This window comes from Pseudomonas baetica (assembly GCF_002813455.1).
GTDB lineage: Bacteria > Pseudomonadota > Gammaproteobacteria > Pseudomonadales > Pseudomonadaceae > Aquipseudomonas > Aquipseudomonas baetica.
The window spans coordinates 1,809,731-1,824,520 of sequence record NZ_PHHE01000001.1 but is presented as its reverse complement, the minus strand read 5'-3'; the positions used below and the strand labels follow the sequence as shown (position 1 = coordinate 1,824,520).

Here is a 14,790-nt window from a genome sequence, read left to right as displayed (position 1 = left end):
TCGAAGGCGGTCTGCAACCGCCCCGCGAACGGCTTCATTGGTTTTATTGTTCCGCTGGCGGCAAATATTTGAAAAACAGCCTTGCCGCCACGCTTTTCTGAATATTCGCGCTCTCTATCGCTTGCACCTGGCTGCTTTGCGCCTCGCGTAACTGGTCTGCATAAGTCTTGAACCGTAGCTTGGCCGCTTTCAGGTGGCCTTTTCTCACACTCCCTGCTTTTTTCGTCTTGCAGTGGAAGTGGGCAAACCACAGCACCGCATGTTCGCGGTGCACCAGCGCTTTTTCATCCAGTACCTCAAATTCCAGCAAATACTCAGGCCCATGGGTAGCGCTGGTCTTGTCAGCCCAGTTCCAGTTGCCGATACGCACCTCGTTTTTTTGCAGCAGGTATTCAAGGTTGCCCACCGTCGGCGGTAGACGGCGAGCCCCCGCGATGCGCAGACGGACGCCCTCCTCCCGCAGAGCCTGAGCGGCCAACGCCAATTGGCGCTTGAGGTCGGCAGCCCGGGTTAGCTGTTCCGCCGCGTACTCATCAAGCCTGAGGCTCAGCGCTGCAGCGGTCTGATCGAGTTTGCGCGCCTGGTAAACCAGCGTATCTTCCTGACTCTTGGGCTCCAGTGAACGATTGCCAGTCTGACTCACACGCACCTTAAGCTCCTCAACACCGCCGAGCAACGCGACGGCGTCCTTGAGTAGTTTACTCAGTCCCGGCGTCGGCCTGGTTTTCGGAACCTCAGGCGACTCATCCCGTCGAGCCTGGTAAACAGGCTCCGCTTCATCGTGACGGTAATAAGTCGTTTGCCGGCCCGTGTAGATGTCAGTGGCGATGACGGCATCATCCGGATCATCAGCCTCATCACTCGATTCCCCCATCAGTACGCCATCCGGGGTTTCAATCACCCGGCGCTTCTGGCTCCGTCTGCGTTTGGTCTGCTTGACACCCGGTTCAACCTCCGCAACACCGGCCTCCAGCCCATGGGCTGCCCTGGAAAGCTCTTCCTCGGCCTTGAGCCGGTAGGCTGTCAGGCGCTCCTGCAGCTTGCTGACAAACTCCTGCGGCACAAACGACTTCGCGCCATCGGTGGGTTCAAGATAATGCGCAAACGCTTCGGCGTTGCGGTAGTGATTGATTGCATCCTTGAGCAGAAGCACCCGCTCATTCGCCGTGAAACCGAAAGTGGTATCGAGCTCCAGCAGGTGCGAGGTCACTCGCCCCAGCGGAATCGCGCGCAACCCCGCCATACCGGCGGCTTCGACCATGCTCGGCTCGAGCGCTGGATCGCCGGTCAGGGCGCCCTGAATTGACATCAGCTCGAACACCTTCAGTCCTTCGGTGTTCAGTCGACGCTTTTTTATCCCTTCAAGGTGCACGACAGCACGTCGCCCATGAAAAAACTGCTGGTCCAGTTGCGCCAGTTCCGCGGCAGTCGCCTCGACCATCTGGCTGACTTCAACTCTGCGCGGGTAGTGCCTGAGAATGCGTTTGCGCGCTTCCAGCAGCGCATTATAAGGCGTGGTATCGGCAACAAGCGGATCATCATAAACCTGCGCAAAGACCTGACGGTTTTCAAAACCCAATTCCGGATCGATGCTCGACAGGCTCTCCAATGCGGTTTCAACCATGTTGTAGCGCACCAGTTTTTCCTCAATGCAGGAGAACTTCGCTTCGCGCAGGTAGTGTTCATCAGCGTCGAACACCGGGCCAAGTCTGTCGAGTTGCGCAATGCACTTGAGCTGCAATTCCACATACGACGTACCGGCCTTGAGCTTTGTCTGATTAAAAATGCGCAGTTTCTGCTGCGACGAGGCCAGGTCTCGCTGGTATTGCTTCAGTTCCTTGCCCTGACTTTGACTGACGTTCTCCTGTAACGCTTTATACGTCATCGACTCTTTATAGAAATCCAACAGCGCAGCATTGCCGATCTCCTCGGCATGGAGGATTTGCTTATCCAGTTCCATCCGCTGTTCTTTCAAGCGCACAAGCCTGGCTTCTCTGGCTGCACGTTCAGCGATGAGCTGTGGATCGCCGAAGACATATTCTTTCAATTGGCTCGACACACGACCACCATGACGCACGCGAAATTCCGCGGCAGTGTCCCACAGCCCCGTGCCATTGTTGCGCAGCTCCAGCCAGGGGATGGGCGCCCCAGCCGGATTGAGCATCAGCACATTCTGTCCTTCGGCCGGCGCCACCCGCGCCCAGCCCCAACCGGCAATACGCCCCGGTACCTGCGCATACCAACGGCCGTCTACGACATGGATGCCCGGCAACGGTGGTGCTTCGATGCGCGAGCCAAGACCTTCGGGATGAGCCAGCAAATAGCGCTGCAGCGTAGCGAGGGTATCTCTGGGTGGCGCAAGCGAAAAATCGAGCGTCGAACCCGGCATCTTCTGCGTGGTGGCCGTCGTCGCAAGCAACCGGCCTGCTGGCCCGTTCGGGCGAACGACAGAGGTGGCGGGTACATCGTGCGCTACCGCCCTCACGGGATGGCGATGGCTGAGCAATACCAATACCAGTTGAATCAATACATCAAACAAAAACTGTCGCGCCGGTAACGCGTCGCCCAGCGCCAAGGCATGCAGAGACTGTAGTGCCTCACGCTCCAGAAGCAGCAGCCAGCCTGCCGCCGCCGCGGGCCCGCGCACATAGGGCATCACCGCGCCCAGCAAGGAATCGAACACCCGCTCGCCCAAGCCCAGCAGGGTTGACCAACGGTACTCGCTATTGGAGATCGTTTGCTCATCCGCACTCTGCAGCAGTAGTTTCGCATTGGCCTGGTAGAGTTCGCTCAACGGATCACCACTAAGGGGCTCTTCACTGAGTACCGGCGCGGCTGGCGTACGCAGGGTGGGAAAGTCGATATCGATCGACAGCCTGGCTAAATGAGGTTCAGTAAAGCCGCCGTGCGCATAGATTTTTCGCGCCTCGGGGTGCAGCCAGTCGAGCATGCTGTGCTCCAGCGCCACATCGCTGCGGATCGCCGCCAGCAACGCGGTCAAAGAGTCGAACTGCATCAGCGACGGTGTATAAAGCGGGCGATACAGCACATGCGGCCCACGCTCAGCGTCGCGGGGGCCAATCACGAACATGTTAGCCACCTCATCGCTCCGCTCGACCTCGACCAGCACAAAGGACAGAGCCCTGATGACGATGACTTGCGCGTCCAGTTTCCGTGCGGCGATGTCCGGCTGCATCAACGCGGCGACCTGTCGATAGCCCGCTTCGGTCAGCCCGCCCTCGCCGGTGATTTTGCATTCAAGCGCCAGCAGCGGCAGTTGCACACGCATCAACTGGGCGAAGCGCTGTTCGCGCCAGGCTTTCTGTGACAGGTCATCTATCAACTTTTGCTTGATCAGTTGAGTGTATTGCGCGCCGATATCGGCTTGTGTCACCAGCCTGCGCAAGGTGTCTGCGGTCACCCAGGCGGGTAACGGGCTGCCGTCGCGGTTGTGCAACTCGGTTTTGCCCGGCAGCAAGCCGGCAAGGTTTTTCAATGCCCGGCGAGTCAACGTATCGGTCTCGACGATCGCAGTACCGGTGGGTGAACCATAAGCATCGGCCTCATAGCGCGTATGGGTGATCAACAGGTTGTCAGGGTCTACGCTCGGACTGAAATCAGACATGCCTTTGACCAGCGCGTTTCGGGCGAACACCGCAGCTGTTTCGATACCGTCGTCATAGCTGCGGCCGTCCGCAACCAACTGCAACGCCGCCAGTTCCAGCAAATATCGACTGCACTCAAGCACGTCCTGAGTCGTGGCCCGGGACATCCAATCGGGCGGATTGTCGAGCACGGTATTGAACAACGGCTGCGCGTAAGGAGTCGTTCGGTGCGAGCGAAAGCATCTCGACGTATCAGTGATCGCGGCGTAGCTTGCTTCCAGCCTGGCCAGATCCTGTCCGGCTGTCTCGCCTGATTCGGCCAATTGCCCAAGCTGCGCGTCGAGGATGGCTTGGGCCAGAGTGACGAAGACATCCGTATCAATCGTCCACGGCTGCATTTGTTGCTCATACGAGGCTGACCCGAGCATCGAGCATCGCTGGTCGGCAAATGCCTGCAGCGAGTCGAAGCAGGCAATGTCACCGGCGGGGTCAAACGCCAGTACGATCTTGCGGCCATTAACGGTCCGGGTCACCAGGATCTCTGCGCCGGTCCGGACTGCGCCACCCGTCCCCGCACTGTATTGCAGCAAGAATGCTTCAGCACAACCGCTGCCGTAGGTCTGCAAACGCAGGGCCTTCTGCGGACAATGGGTAATCTGTCGCAGCGTGTGGCATTGCTCCGCGTCGAGATGGCTGCTGGTGTCCTGCGGACCCAGCTTGAGCAGGAGCGCCGCCTTGCAGATGTCCGCCAGCCACTGCCAGCGCGTGGTACCGGTGGCCAGAGGTTCATTCCAGAAATCCGTCAGCGCTTGCTGTAAGGCCGCGCTCATCGCCCCAGGCAGCGCTCTTAACAGGCTTTCGACCTCACGAATGTCGATGTTCAGGCGACGCCCGTTCGCATCACTGAGAAAATGTTCGCTGGTGAATGCCAGCGTGGCTTTGCCGGTAATGCTGTGAATCATGATTTCAAACAGTGGCGCACTGGAACGAGCGGTCGCAGTTGTATCGTCGGTCGCTACGCGCTCGTTGTCCTCCCAACGAGGCACATTGAGGGTCGTGACCAGCACATCAATGTCCAGTTGCGGATAGCGCTGTTTGAGCGCGGCGCTGAATTGCATGAGGGCTGCCGTGATCACGATAGGCCGGTCGGCAAACTCCCGGGCGACGGCATCAGCCAGCACTTCATTTACTTGCAACAGGGGCGGCGCCGGGTCAAGTCGGGTCATGTCCATATCCTTTGGAGTCAGTCACAGGTGACAGTGCGTCAGGCCTGCTCAATGGAGCGATGAAACCTGATTGCCTCGCCAGCCATGCGGTACTCCTGTACCGCACGCCCACCCACGCGCAGTGGTAACTCACAAACTTTTCACAATAAATTACGGATACTTGCGTCATTGTGGCTGCCCGCTACCTGATGGTGTGGCCGAAAGTCGCTGGTGTACCCCCGTGCACCGGCAGCAACACTCTCAAAGGCTGGAGCGCTTGATGGCGATGTTCAAACGCAGCAACAAGTCTGCGACAGGTTTCGACTGGGCCGGGTTTCTCTGGCTGTTTGTCTTTTTCTGGTACTTCTCGGGCATTACCCAACTGCTGATCCAGTTGACCGGTACCTCCGGCTTCACGGGCTTTCGTCAGGCGTTCGTGATGAGTGCCATCTGGCTGGCGCCGATGCTGCTGTTTCCCCAGCGCACCAGACTGCTCGCCGCCTTGATCGGTGTGGTGTTGTGGGCCTGCTCGATGGCGAGCCTGGGTTATTTCTTCATCTATCAGCAAGAATTTTCCCAGAGCGTGATCTTCATCATGTTCGAGTCGAACGTGTCTGAAGCCGGCGAGTACATGACCCAGTACTTTGCCTGGTGGATGGTGCCGGCGTTCCTCGCACACACCCTGTTCGCCTATTTCCTGTGGACGCGTCTGCGCCCGGTGTACCTGCCCCGTGGCCGCGCCTTCGTGGCGGCGATGGCGATTCTGGTCGCGGTGATCGGCTATCCATTGGTCAAACAGACGATGCGCACCGGCAGCTTCGCCCAGGGCTTTGAAAAGTTCGAAACCCGTATCGAGCCGGCCGTGCCGTGGCAGATGGCCGTGGCCTATCACCGTTATCTGGAAACCCTGGCGGACATGCAGGGCATGCTCGATAGCGCCAGCAAGATCGCGCCGCTGAAAAACCTCACCGACGCTTCGGCCAATCAGCCGGCGACCCTGGTGCTGGTCATCGGCGAATCGACCAACCGCCAGCGCATGAGCCTCTACGGTTACCCGCGCAAGACCACGCCTGAACTGGACAAGCTCAAGGATCAACTGTCGGTCTTCGACAATGTCATCACCCCGCGCCCGTACACCATCGAAGCGTTGCAGCAAGTGTTGACCTTCGCCGATGAGGAAAATCCGGACCTGTACCTGTCCACGCCATCGCTGGTCAGCATGATGAAACAGGCCGGTTACAAAACCTTCTGGATCACCAACCAGCAGACCATGACCAAGCGCAACACCATGCTCACGACCTTCTCCGAACTGGCCGACGAGCAGGTGTATCTGAACAACAACCGCAACCAGAATGCCGCCCAGTACGATGGCGATGTGATCGAGCCCTTCAACAAGGCGTTGACCGATCCGGCCCAACGCAAGTTGATCGTTGTGCACCTGCTCGGCACCCATATGAGCTACCAGTACCGCTATCCGCCGAGCTTCGACAAGTTCCAGGATCGTAGCGGCGTGCCGGCCGGTGTGCGCAATGATCAGGTACCCACTTACAACAGCTACGACAATGCGGTGCTGTACAACGACTTCGTGGTTTCCAGCCTGATCAAGGACTACGCCAAATCCGACCCGAACGGTTTCTTGCTGTACCTCTCCGACCACGGCGAAGACGTGTTCGACTCGGTCGGCCACAAGACCCTGGGCCGTAACGAGAACAAGCCGACCGCGCCGATGTACACGATTCCGTTCATGGCCTGGGCGTCGCCGAAGTGGAAAGAAAACCACGACTGGAATTTCGCCGCTGACCTGGGACGGCCTTACAGCAGCTCGCACCTGATCCACACGTGGGCAGACATGGCAGGGTTGAGTTTCGATGAGCTCGATCGCAGCAAGAGCCTGGTCAGCGACCGTTTCATAGCGCGTCCGCTGATGATCGGCAACCCCTATGAACGTGAGCAACGAGCGCTCATCGACTTCAGTTTGATGAAGCCGAAAAAACCGGACCCCGCAGAGGTCGCACAACATTAATAACGCAAGGGGCCAACGATTGGCCCCTTTTTACTGCTCGCTGTTTACCGGCAGACGCTGCCCGTAGCCCCCCTCAAATAACAATATTTCTCGTTTGTTACTAAATCGCAGCGCGCCGCCTCGTCTTTGAAGCAATGGATTTTTCCCTCGAAGACAAGGAGTCGGCTGCGATGTTCGCGCCTATCACCCGTTCCATGACACTCACCCTCGGCTTGTACAGCATGGCCGTGAGCAGCGATCTGCTCGCCGAAACCGATCCTGAAAAACCGGCTGAGCCCCCCGCCACTGCGCTGGAACTGGCCGCCACCAACATTTCCGCGCAGGGTTTGGGTACCACCACCGAAAACTCTGCGGCCTACACCACCGGCGCCATGAGCACAGCGACGCGGATGAATCTGTCGATCAAGGAAACCCCGCAATCGGTATCCGTGGTCACCCGCCAGCAAATGGATGATTTCAAACTCGGTACATTGTCCGAGGCCATGAGTCAGACCACCGGCATCGTGGTGCAGCACAACGACTCTGATCGGGTCAGCTATTCGGCGCGCGGTTATTCCATCAACAATTTCCAGATTGACGGAATGCTCAATACGTTCGGGCGGATGAAGTCCGATGCGGACACCATCATCTATGACCGTATCGAGGTGGTACGCGGCGCCACGGGCCTGACCACCGGTGCCGGCGACCCGTCGGCGACCATCAACATGGTGCGCAAACGCCCCACCGCACAGTTGCAGGCCTTGGCCGGGGTCAGTGGCGGCAGCTATGACGATTACTACAGCTACGTCGATGTCGGCGGCCCGCTGGCTTTCGACGGGCGTCTGCGCGGGCGCACGGTGCTGGCCTATCGCGACAGCCAGTCGTTCCGGGACAAATATGCCCTGCAACGCGAGGTCGGTTACGGCATTCTCGAAGCCGATCTGAGCGACTCTACCGTGCTCGCGGTGGGTTACGACTATCAGGACAAGCAGGTTCAGGGCACGTCCTGGGGCACCGTACCGTACTGGAACGCTGACGGCGGCAAGGCCGGACTGAGCCGCTCAACGAACATGGCGACGCCGTGGAGTTCGTGGCCACTCAAAGATAAAACCGCGTTCGCGACCCTGGATCAGCAACTGGGCGGTGGCTGGAAGTTGAAGGCTGCCTATACCCACCGCGACAGCGATATCGATGGCAAGGTCTACTACGGCGGCGGGGGTTTCCCCGAGGCGGATCGCAGTGGCATGTCCGCGTACAGGGGGCACATGCTCGGTACGCAGAAAATGAAGGTGTACGACGTCAACGTCTCAGGCCCGTACGCGCTGTTGGGGCGCGAGCACGAAATGATGTTCGGCTATGGCGAGGCTGAAAGCCGCTCGAACTCGCCCCACGCCTTTGACAGTCCGCAAGCCGCCGGTTACGACAACATCCGTGACTGGAAATACATGAGCGACATCGCCAAATTCGCCGACACCGTCACCAGCCTCCCCGGCTCACGGGGCATCACCCGCCAGAAGGCCGGCTACATCGCCACTCGATTGAGCCTGACCGATGAGCTGCATGCCGTACTCGGCAGCCGTTATGGCAGTTGGGACGAAACCAGCACCGATTACTACTACGACGCGCGGCAAACACTCACCCGCGTCGACGCCACCCACCAGCGCCAGAACAATATCTGGACGCCCTACGCCGGCCTGCTCTACGACCTCACGCCTCAATACACGGTTTACGCCAGCTATACCGACATTTTCAAACCGCAGAGCGCGCGCGACAGTAGTCGCAATTACCTCGATCCGGTCGTCGGCAGCAACTACGAACTCGGGCTCAAGGGTAGCCTGCTCGAAGAACGCCTGAACCTCACCACTGCGCTGTTCTGGAGCACGCAGGACAACGTCGCCGAACGTGACGACTCCGTACCTCCGGATCCGGTGACCGGCGAGGAATTTTCCAAATCCGGCGGCAAGGGCAACAAGGTCAACGGCTTCGAGGCCGAAGTTTCCGGGGAAATCCTCAACGGCTGGAACATGACCGCCGGCTACACCTACACCCACGCGGCCAACGGCGAAAAACAACGCAGCAATACCACTGAGCCATTGAACATGCTCCGAGTGTCGACGGCCTACCGCTTGCCGGGCAACTGGCAGGCCTTGACCGTCGGAGGCGCGGTCAACTGGCAGAGCGACATGTACGGCAACTCCAATCGCCCGGTCGGCCGCGGTGCCAACGGCAAATTCATCACCGAAAAAACGCGGATTCGCCAGGACGCTTACGCCGTGGTCAAGCTGATGTCGCGCTATGAGTTCGACAAACACGTGTCGGCCTCGCTGAACGTCGACAATCTGTTCGACCAGAAATATTACGACAACGCCGGTTTTTACAACGGTGTGTACTGGGGTGACCCGCGTACGGTGACCCTGAGCCTGGACTGGAAGCTCTGACCCGTTCTGGCATCCATCAACGTTTGTGGTGAGGGCGTGCTCCTCCCTTGCCACTTTCAGCGTGTTAACCCCGAGTTAATGCCTGCCCGGCACAGTCTGTTCCGAGATCTGCTTCATGGACGAACGGCTCCCACTTGTTCAGTAGGAGGCACCATGAAAATCACTACGGCAATCCTTGCCAGTCTATTCACGCTCGGCTCTGCCAGCGTCTTTGCCGAAGGCGGCGCTGAGCGCATGCGTCATTACTACGACAACTTCCCGGTTCACCACGCGCAAAGCGAACACGCAAGCGAGGCGAAGGCGAAAGAAATTCGCGTTCCCGCCGACCAGACGGCGCAAGTGACCGAGGCCTATCGCGAGTAGGTTTTGTAGAGCAACCGATGGACCTCCACAGGCTCCGCTCTGGCCCTGGAGATGACAGTTGGGCGCCCGGTTCGGGCGCCTTTTTTTATGCCTGCAGTGGCTTGATCCAGAACAGCATCCGCCCGTGATCAGGGTTGAACATGCCCGGCGTGAAACCGAATTTGCTGTAAGCGTTTTGCGCCACTGCGTTACCCTCCAGCACTTCCAGGGTGATCTTGCAGCAGCCACGCTGGCGAGCGATTTCCTCGACCTTGCGAAGCATCTTTTGGCTCAGGCCCAGGCCACGAAACCTGGCCATCACCGCCACATCGTGGACGTTGACCAAAGGCTTGCAGGCGAACGAGGAAAACCCTTCAAAACAATTCACCAGGCCTGCCGGCTCGCCACCGACAAAGGCCAGCACGCTGAACGCGTGTGGTCGGCGCGCCAATTCTTCGGGTAACCGGCGCAGCAACTCAGGGTCGATCGGATGACCGCCGCCCATGGGATCTTCTGCATAGTGATTGAGCACGACGCCGATGGCCTCGGCGTGCAGTGGGTTGGTGTAACTGGCTTGAAGCACAAGAATTTCTGCGGAATCCATTTCCATCCCCGAACACACAATTGCCCCGGCGCGCAAAGTGCTTGCTGAAAGGCGCCGTTGACCTTAGCGCGAGCCCGGTGCGAAAAGCAAAAGATCAAAAGATTGCAGCCTTCGGCAGCGCCTGCCGGGGGCGCTGGGTTTTCGCGGTAAGCCCATGTCAACAGGGTTTGGTATTCAAACAGGCGCCAGCCCGGTACAACGTCCAAGTCCCGCCGCAGGCCGCAATCCTTTGCCGTCCCTCCTCCCACCGCAATGCGCCCGCAACACTTCTTGCACCTCTGACCGAGTTAACCACTCGTCCGGAAATGGCGCCTACCTGTCAACTTTGACAGTAGCCCGCTTGCCCCGCCTGATGTTTGATTAGCCCACTTCCCGAGCGCATTCGGGCTTTTCGCCTCCAGGAGCAAGTGATGGATATCCAGTCCGCCGTACTCAATCAATTGTTCGCGCTCTTCCCGGTGATCATCCAGGGCTGGTTCACCCCGGTGAGACCGGCAGGCATCGCCCACGGTGGCATTCCCCAAGTGCTTTACGACGGCCAGTCCCAAGGCCTGCTGTGCCTGATCGACCCCTGGCCAGAGTTACAACTGCAATCCTGGACCATGGCGGTCGATGATCGCGTGGATCTGTACATCAACGACGACCCCACACCCGTGGCCGGCGTGACCATCCAGCCGGGCGAAGAAGCGCAGCGTCTGCGTCTGTACATACCACACGGGTACCTTAGGCAGGGTGTCAACCGCCTGCATTACAAGGTCTTCCGCGTCGGCGGCAACACCAGTGAAGACTCCCGTGACCTGCTGGTGCTCTATCACCTGCGTACGCCGGACAATCTGGATCTTGTCATCCCCCCAGACGTGATCAACGAAGGCGTCAGTACCGAACGCGCAGCGCAAGGCGTGGAGTTCAGGTTCTTCTATAACAACCGGCGCCCCTATGACCGCATCCGACTGCTGATAGGCGATACCCAGGTCGATTTCGATGTCGCCGATGGCAACGCACCGATCACCTACAAACTGTTCACCGACACGTTTCTCGCAGCGGGCAACAACCCGAGTGCGGTGATCGAATACATTGTCACCGACCAGTTGGGCAACCCCAGCAAATCCCCGGAGAAGCGGCTGGACATTCATCTGGAAGCAGAGACGTTCGACAGCCCGATTTTGCGCGAACGCCTCAACGATCCGGGAGATGACCAGACCAAAATCGATCTGGAGAAACTGGCCGGCAATCCGCTGTTGATCATTGTGCCGACCGGTGACTCACGTTTTCAGGTGGGCGACCTGATTTCCGTGACGTACATCTGCAAAGTTACCGGCCAGCCTGACGTCGTGGTAACGCCGCCTGCCGGCACGGTGGAGGCAGATGAGTTCGGGCAGAGGAAGCTGTGTATTGTTGAAGTGCCTAATAAGCACGTGATTCCTGACGGCGCTGTGACGGCGACTTACAAGGTGCACAGAGCCAATGGTGAAGCGGTGGGGAGTTCCAGGGTTGCGCGGGCGCAGGTGATTGGCGAGGCATTGCCGGCCGCAATGCTGGAGTTCACCAATGGGCCGTATAAGGTTTTTTCTGGTGAAGCGTTCGATGTCCGTTTGCTGCTAACCCGTGATGGCGTTCCGCAGATGGATGCGGTGGTGACTTTGCGCCTTGCATCGGGATTCCAGTTTCCGGGTGGAGGTGTTGGTGGTGAGCGTGATTTCATTACTGATGCCAAGGAGGTTGTAACTGTTACGGGGATTATTGCCTCGGGGACTGAGGGGGGGCATGAGTTAGTTGCCAGGAGTATGGGGGCCAGTGATGTTGTGGCGCGGGTGGAGGTTTTGGCTGAGGGGCCTGTGGGTTATATCGATTTGGGATCTCCTCAATACAATATCGTAATAGGCCGTGAGGGCACGGTATATGTTGAGCTTGATAGACAAATCGCGATGATTGATTCCCGGACTAACCGTACAATTGGCTTTATTGAAAAGGAAGACATTGAGCGCTTTCATGAAATGGTGATAGGGGGTGTCAGAAATTTTGTGTTCGGGCATAACATGAGTAAGAGGTGCATGTATGCCAACCAAAAAGAAACCCCTGCGTGACCTACCAAAAATCCCCAAGGAGCTGCTCGAAGAGTTCGGTGAGGGGCTGATTACCGCAGAGGCTATTGAAGACGCTTCTGCGGCCTTCAAGAAGGCCTTGATTGAGCGAGCATTGAGTGCCGAGCTCGGTCACCACCTGGGGTATCCGCCGGGCGCGCAGCGCCCAGAGGATGAAACCAACCAGCGCAATGGCAAAACGGGCAAGACGATTTTGACGGGGGATGGCCCGCTGCGGCTGGAGATTCCCCGTGATCGGGATGGCAGTTTTGCCCCCATTCTGATCCCCAAGCATGAGCGGCGTTACACCGGTTTTGATGACAAGATCATCGCCATGTATGCCCGAGGCATGACCGTTCGAGAAATCCGCGCTTTCCTCTCTGAGCAATACGGGACGGACGTTTCCCATGACTTCATCAGCTCAGTCACGCACGAGGTGATGGAGGAAATTGGTGCGTGGCAACAGCGACCGCTTGAGCCGATGTACCCAGTCATTTTCTTCGATGCGCTGCGGGTCAAGATCCGAGAAGAAGGCCTTGTCCGCAACAAGGCGATTTACTTGGCGCTGGGTGTTTTACCCGATGGAACGCGCGATATTCTTGGTATCTGGATCGAAAACACCGAGGGTGCGAAGTTCTGGATGAAGGTCTTCAACGACCTCAAGACCCGCGGCGTAGAGGACGTGCTGATCGCCGTGACTGACGGTCTCAAAGGCATGCCAGAGGCGCTAAGGAAACTCTGAAGAAGACTTCCTGATTTTGGCAAAATACCGGGACTCCACCCGCCGAGCTTTCCGATGAAACAGATGACCTTCGCTGACGCCGAGTACGCAGGCAAGCGTAAGCAGACCCGCAAAGAGTTGTTCTTGATCGACATGGATCAGGTGGTGCCGTGGAACGGCTTGATCAAACTGATCGAGCCGTTCTACCCGAAGGGTGAAGGCGGTCGTCCGGCTTATCCGTTGATGACGATGCTGCGTGTACATTTGATGCAGAACTGGTTCGGTTACAGCGATCCAGCGATGGAGGAAGCGCTGTACGAGACCACCATCCTGCGGCAGTTCGCCGGGCTGAATCTGGAGCGTATTCCCGACGAAACCACCATCCTCAACTTCCGCCGACTGCTGGAGAAACACGAGCTGGCTGCCGGCATCCTGGCCGTGATCAATGGCTATCTGGGTGACCGAGGGTTGTCGTTGCGCCAAGGCACCATTGTCGATGCCACGCTGATCAATGCGCCCAGCTCGACCAAGAACAAGGACGGTAAACGCGATCCAGAAATGCACCAAACCAAGAAGGGCAACCAGTACTATTTCGGCATGAAAGCGCACATCGGTGTGGATGACGAGTCAGGTCTGGTGCACCGCGTGGTGGGCACAGCCGCCAACGTGGCGGATGTCACTCAGGTGGACAAATTGCTGCACGGTGCGGAGAACGTGGTCTGCGCCGATGCCGGTTATACCGGCGTCGAGAAACGTACCGAGCATGATGGGCGCGAGGTGATCTGGCAGATCGCGGCACGCCGCAGTACTTACAAAAAGCTGGGTAAGCGTAGCGCTCTATACAAAGCCAAGCGCAAGATCGAGAAGGCCAAGGCCCAGGTGCGCGCCAAAGTCGAGCACCCGTTTCGGGTGGTCAAGCGCCAGTTCGGTTTTGTGAAAACGCGCTTCCGTGGCCTGGCCAAAAACACCGCGCAACTGGTGACGCTATTCGCGCTGTCGAATCTGTGGATGGCACGCCGACATTTACTGACGAGTACAGGAGAGGTGCGCCTGTAATGTGGGAAATGACCGTTGCGAGGTGCTCGCGGCGGCTAAAAGCGCAGAAATACGCGGATGATCTGATCGTTTTGGTCGATTCGCCGTTTTCAAAATCAGCGGAGGCTGAAGTCAGCCAGAAAAGCGTGACTACTTCAGACCATCCCTAAGCGCAGTATTTCCGGCAACAACGCTGCAAACATGCATCGTCCACTTGATCCGCAACAGCCTCGATTACGCGGCGTGGGACAAGCGCCGTGAGCTGGCCAAGGCGCTAAAACCGATCTATCAAGCCATCAACGCAGAAGCGGCTGAGGAAGCACTGGATGCCTTTGAAAATGGCCCTTGGGGTAAGCAATACCCAACGGTGGTGGCGGCCTGGAGACGAGCCTGGGATCGAGTGATTCCATTTTTTGTCTTCCCGCCTGCCATTCGAAAAGTGATCTATACGACCAACGCTATCGAAAGCATCAACGCTCAGCTACGCAAGATCATCAAGACCCGGGGCCACTTCCCGACGGATGACGCAGCGACCAAGCTGATCTGGCTTGGGCTGCGTAACATCACGGCAAACTGGGGCTCGGCGGCTCATGACTGGAAGAGTGCGATGAACCAATTTGCGATTCTGTACGGAGATCGATTTATCAGGCCGACCTGGTAAAACCCGGCCTGCCTGACGGCAGGCCATTACCGGCCCGCACACAAAAAATCTGACACTCTCTGGTGATAACACCAAATGGCGAAAAAATATATGCTA

General features: G+C 58.2%; 7 protein-coding genes and 2 pseudogenes. 7 read left to right on the top strand and 2 right to left on the bottom strand.

What is annotated here, in order from left to right:
• Window positions 1-43: 43 nt before the first annotated feature.
• Window positions 44-4,831, bottom strand: a complete 4,788-nt coding sequence (locus ATI02_RS08360) for a dermonecrotic toxin domain-containing protein (protein ID WP_100846008.1) — start codon at window positions 4,829-4,831, stop codon at window positions 44-46.
• Between the two features lie 259 nt (window positions 4,832-5,090).
• Between ATI02_RS08360 and ATI02_RS08355 the strand changes: the two genes are divergently transcribed.
• From ATI02_RS08355 to ATI02_RS08345, 3 genes are all read left to right on the top strand, one after another.
• Window positions 5,091-6,833: a phosphoethanolamine transferase CptA gene (locus tag ATI02_RS08355; RefSeq protein WP_100846007.1), complete on the top strand. Its 1,743-nt coding sequence runs from the start codon at window positions 5,091-5,093 to the stop codon at window positions 6,831-6,833.
• Window positions 6,834-7,003: 170 nt separating this feature from the next.
• Window positions 7,004-9,250: a TonB-dependent siderophore receptor gene (locus ATI02_RS08350; protein ID WP_100846006.1), complete on the top strand. Its 2,247-nt coding sequence runs from the start codon at window positions 7,004-7,006 to the stop codon at window positions 9,248-9,250.
• Window positions 9,251-9,403: 153 nt separating this feature from the next.
• Window positions 9,404-9,613, top strand: a complete 210-nt coding sequence (locus ATI02_RS08345; RefSeq protein ID WP_095189001.1) for a hypothetical protein — start codon at window positions 9,404-9,406, stop codon at window positions 9,611-9,613.
• An 85-nt stretch (window positions 9,614-9,698) separates the two neighbouring features.
• Here ATI02_RS08345 and ATI02_RS08340 read toward each other — a convergent pair whose 3' ends face one another.
• A complete protein-coding gene (locus ATI02_RS08340; RefSeq protein ID WP_100846005.1) occupies window positions 9,699-10,196 on the bottom strand; it encodes a GNAT family N-acetyltransferase in 498 nt (165 codons plus the stop codon).
• A 410-nt stretch (window positions 10,197-10,606) separates the two neighbouring features.
• Here ATI02_RS08340 and ATI02_RS32380 point away from each other — a divergent pair, with 410 nt between their 5' ends.
• The 4 genes and pseudogenes from ATI02_RS32380 to ATI02_RS08320 all read left to right on the top strand — a co-directional run.
• On the top strand, window positions 10,607-12,280 hold the full coding sequence (locus tag ATI02_RS32380; RefSeq protein ID WP_208637870.1) for a hypothetical protein: 1,674 nt from the start codon (window positions 10,607-10,609) through the stop codon (window positions 12,278-12,280).
• Window positions 12,252-13,007: pseudogene (locus ATI02_RS08330) on the top strand (IS256 family transposase); the annotation flags it as partial. The gene ATI02_RS32380 and the pseudogene ATI02_RS08330, both read left to right, overlap by 29 nt.
• Before the next feature lie 66 nt (window positions 13,008-13,073).
• Window positions 13,074-14,054, top strand: coding sequence for an IS5 family transposase (locus tag ATI02_RS08325; protein WP_100845114.1), 981 nt, complete (start codon window positions 13,074-13,076; stop codon window positions 14,052-14,054).
• Between the two features lie 142 nt (window positions 14,055-14,196).
• Window positions 14,197-14,694: pseudogene (locus ATI02_RS08320) on the top strand (transposase); the annotation flags it as partial.
• Window positions 14,695-14,790 lie beyond the last annotated feature (96 nt).

Excerpts from the sequence above, each read along its gene's own strand:
- ATI02_RS32380 (WP_208637870.1), top strand. The coding sequence starts at position 10,607 with ATGGATATCCAGTCCGCCGTACTCAATCAATTGTTCGCGCTCTTCCCG.
- ATI02_RS08340 (WP_100846005.1), bottom strand. The coding sequence starts at position 10,196 with ATGGATTCCGCAGAAATTCTTGTGCTTCAAGCCAGTTACACCAACCCA.
- ATI02_RS08355 (WP_100846007.1), top strand. The coding sequence starts at position 5,091 with ATGGCGATGTTCAAACGCAGCAACAAGTCTGCGACAGGTTTCGACTGG.
- ATI02_RS08345 (WP_095189001.1), top strand. The coding sequence starts at position 9,404 with ATGAAAATCACTACGGCAATCCTTGCCAGTCTATTCACGCTCGGCTCT.
- ATI02_RS08360 (WP_100846008.1), bottom strand. The coding sequence starts at position 4,831 with ATGACCCGACTTGACCCGGCGCCGCCCCTGTTGCAAGTAAATGAAGTG.
- ATI02_RS08325 (WP_100845114.1), top strand. The coding sequence starts at position 13,074 with ATGAAACAGATGACCTTCGCTGACGCCGAGTACGCAGGCAAGCGTAAG.
- ATI02_RS08350 (WP_100846006.1), top strand. The coding sequence starts at position 7,004 with ATGTTCGCGCCTATCACCCGTTCCATGACACTCACCCTCGGCTTGTAC.